This window comes from Isoptericola sp. NPDC057391, from assembly GCF_042668085.1.
Taxonomy (GTDB): Bacteria; Actinomycetota; Actinomycetes; order Actinomycetales; family Cellulomonadaceae; genus Isoptericola.
In genome coordinates this window covers 1-3,672 of sequence record NZ_JBHVBO010000281.1, presented here as the reverse complement: position 1 = coordinate 3,672, position 3,672 = coordinate 1, and the positions used below count along the sequence as shown (strand labels likewise).

The 3,672-nt window shown below is 73.1% G+C and carries 2 protein-coding genes; both read right to left on the bottom strand.

What is annotated here, in order from left to right:
• Positions 1 to 28: 28 nt before the first annotated feature.
• Positions 29 to 1,174, bottom strand: a complete 1,146-nt coding sequence (locus ACFUVW_RS20200) for a Gfo/Idh/MocA family protein (RefSeq protein ID WP_430573083.1) — start codon at positions 1,172 to 1,174, stop codon at positions 29 to 31.
• 105 nt (positions 1,175 to 1,279) lie between these two features.
• A complete protein-coding gene (locus ACFUVW_RS20195; protein ID WP_430573082.1) occupies positions 1,280 to 3,598 on the bottom strand; it encodes a rhamnogalacturonan lyase in 2,319 nt (772 codons plus the stop codon).
• Positions 3,599 to 3,672: the final 74 nt, after the last annotated feature.

The window sequence follows — 3,672 nt, the reverse complement described above, 5'->3', positions numbered from 1 at the left end:
GCCACGATCGCACCCACAACGCCCGGGGTCAGGCGGCGGCGTCCTTGACCGGGGGCCAGGGGGTCCCGGTGCCGGCCATCGAGGCATGGAACGGGTCGCCCTCGACGATCTCGCCGGCGCGGACGGTGGCGTCCGTGAACGCGGACTTGTAGATCGCGGCCGCCAGCTCGAGGGTCGCGCGGGTGTCCGCGACCGTGACGGGCGGCGTGCCGCCCGCCGCCAGCGCCCGGTACGTGGGCACGAGCTGCGCCAGGTGGCCGCTCGCGCCGCCGTCGACGGACGCCGACGCCGACGACGCGACGTCGGCCGCCCACGCCTCGGCGACGTCCTCGCGCCCCGCCACGGGGGTGACGGTCCAGCTCGTGTCGTCGTAGCCGTACAGGTGCTCCAGCTCGACGGTCGCGGCCTCGGTGTCGAACCGCAGGCGCGACGTCTGGCGCGGCGAGATCGCGGAGTTCGTGATCGTCGCCATCGTGCCGCCCGCGAACCGCACCAGGGCCGTCGACACGTCCTCGGTGTCGGTGTGCCGGGCGAGCCTGCCGGCCATCGCCCGCACCTCGGTCCACGGGCCGAGCACGGCCAGCAGCAGGTCGAACTGGTGGATGCCGTGGCCCATGGTGGTGCCGCCGCCCTCGGTGTCGAAGCGGCCCCGCCACGGCACGGCGAAGTACTCCGGAGCGCGGAACCAGAGGGTGTCGCACTGCGCCACGTACGCGGCGCCGAGCGTGCCGTCGTCGAGCAGCCGGCGCAGCCGACGGATCCCCGCGCCGAACCGGTGCTGCACGATCTGCGTGAACCGCCCCGGCAGGCCGGCGTCGATCGCCTCCCGCTCCGCTGCCGCCAGCGCGTCGACCTCGGCCAGGGACAGCACCGCCGGCTTCTCCACGACGACGTGCGCGCCGGACCGCAGCGCCGCCACCGCGGCGTCCAGGTGCACCGACGGCGGCGTGCAGATGTGCACGACGTCGACCTGGCCCGCCTCGAGCAGCGCCTGCAGGTCGGTGCCGTGGTGCGGCACGCCGTGCTCGGCGGCGAGGGCGGCCGCGCGGTCCGCGTCGACGTCGACGACGTGCGTGACCTCGACGCCGTCCGGGCCGCCGTGCGCGGCGAGCTCGCGGACGGCGTCGACGTGCGCGCCGGCGATCGCGCCGGCGCCCAGGATGGTGACGTTCATGGCTGCTTCTTCCTGCCGAGGTAGTTCCGTCCGTGCCGAGGTAGTTCGGGCCTGGCCGAGGTAGTCCATGACTCGGTGTCATGAACTACCTCGGCAGGATCCGGACTACCTCGGCGACGGGACGGGCACCTGCGACCAGTCGGTGTCGGACGCGAGGTAGAACCCCGGGTACGACGGCTGGTTGTAGGCGGTCTGCTGCCGGGCCACCTCGGCCCGGTACTGCGGGTCGTGCAGGAGCGTGTACATCGCGATGTCGCTCACCTCGGTGGAGGTGTAGAGCCGCAGGGCCGACGAGTCCGCCGTGCGCACCAGCACCTCCTCGCGCCAGTCGCCCAGCACGTCGGCGACCAGCGACGGGTTGCCCTTGGTGTGGTTGTTGGTGAGCGTGCCGTCGAGGGTCTTCACCACCGTGCCGTCGCCCTCGACGATCTGCGGGGTCGCGTCGACCGCGCCCGTGATGATCTGCGTGGTGCCGTCGGCGGCCCAGCGCACGGACTGGTTCGTGCCCGGCGTCGTGGCGCGCACCCGCTCGCCGGTGGCGCTGAGCAGGCCCGACGCCGCGGTGCCGTCCGGCATGGACGCCCAGACCTCCACGCCCGGGGTCGCCGGGTCGACGTCGCCGGCCAGGCAACGGCCCGTGTCGCGCCCCGAGTAGGCGCCGAACAGCACCTCGCCCGTGGCGGCGTCGCGCATCGCCGAGCCGTACGGCGCCCAGGCGCCACCCTCGTGGCAGGTCCAGATCTCCAGGCCGGGTCGGGCAGGGTCGAGGTCGGTGACGTGCATCGCGTCGCCGTGCCCGAGGCCCGCCTCCGCGCCAGGGTTTCCGCTGCCGTCGGGCAGCGTGTCGAACGACGAGTACAGCAGCGAGCCGTCGTCGTCGATCGTCGCGGACCCGTAGACGACCTCCTGCTTGCCGTCGCCGTCGACGTCCGCCGCGGAAAGGGAGTGGAAGCCCTGCGTGGTGATCGAGCCGAGCTCGGGGTCCGTGCCGGGCACACCGTGCGGCGAGTCGTTGAACGGGTTGCTCATGGGCGTCCAGCCGGAGTCCACCGTCCAGCGCTTCGAGAGGTGCCGCCCGTCCCAGTCGTAGGCGACCATCGTCGAGCGGGTGTAGTAGCCGCGGGCGAAGACCGCCGACGGGTGCTCACCGTCGAGGTAGGCCACCCCGGCGAGGAAGCGGTCGACGCGGTTGCCGGGCTCGATGCGCGACATCGCGTAGTCGCCCCAGCGCAGGCCGTCGTCGGTGCGGCCGGGCTCGTAGTCCACCGTCTCCAGCGGCTTGCCGGAGCGACCGTCGAAGACGCTCAGGTACTCCGGCCCGGAGATGACGAAGCCCTCGAAGGTGCGCAGGTCGTTGCGCGCCGAGCGCGACGGCGCGTACACGTCGATGAAGTAGTCCACGAGCTCGCGCGCGTCCGCCGCGGAGAGCGGGTAGTCGTAGCGCGGCTCGATGCCGAAAGCCTCCTCGAGGGTGGCCGGCCACTGCCCCGAGACCACCTCGGGCTGGTCGGCCCAGCCCCGGAACATCTCCTCCAGGTGGTCGGCGTAGTCCGCAGCGCTGTACCGGTAGTCGTCCGCGTGCGTGACGCCGGCCCTCCGGTCGTCCTTCGGGATCTGGACGAAGCGCTCGGCGGCGGGCCTGCCGTGGCGGAACGTCGTGACCTTGGTGCCGGGCGCGGTCTTGACCATGAGCTCCGCACGGCCGTCGCCGTCGAAGTCGTACACCGGGAACTGCGTGTAGTGCGCGCCGGCGCGGATGTTCACGCCGAGGTCGATGCGCCACAGCTGCGTCCCGTCCAGCTCGTACGCGTCGAGGTACTGGTTGCCGGTGTACCCCTTCTGGGAGACGTCCTTGGCGTTCGACGGGTCCCACTTGAGCACGATCTCGAGCTCGCCGTCGCCGTCCAGGTCGGCCACCGAGGCGTCGGCGGCCGAGTAGGTGTAGGCCTCGCCCGCGGGGGTGACGCCGTCGGCGGGCTTGTTCAGCGGGATGTCGAGATGGTCGTCGGACCACGCCGTCACCGGGTCGCTGCGCTGCCCCACCCGGTCCCGGCCGTGCCTGTCCTGCGTCACGGGCGCGACGGCGTACCGCGAGGTCGCGCCGCCCGACGCGTCGACGTAGTTCGTGGAGTCGGTGACGGTCGCGATCCGCTTCCCGTCGCGGTACACGACGAAGCCCGGCCCGGCCATCCCGGTGTCGGTGTGCCCGGTGACCTCGTCACCCAGCAGGCGCCAGGACAGGAAGACGCCCTCGCTGGTCGAGGCCGCGACGAGCCCCCGGTCGAGCTGCTCCAGCTGGACGCCGTCCGGCCGGCCGTGGCCCCCGCCGTGCGCCGGGGTCGCCGCTGCCGACACGCCGCCGACGGCGAGCACTCCCGCCGTCAGCGCGGCGACGGCACCCGCGGTGGTTCTGGTCGTTCGCATGGGTCGTTCCTCTCTGCATCGTTGCAATCAGGGATCGGACACCGCCGGTCCGGCGCGTCGGGGCCGTGCGACCC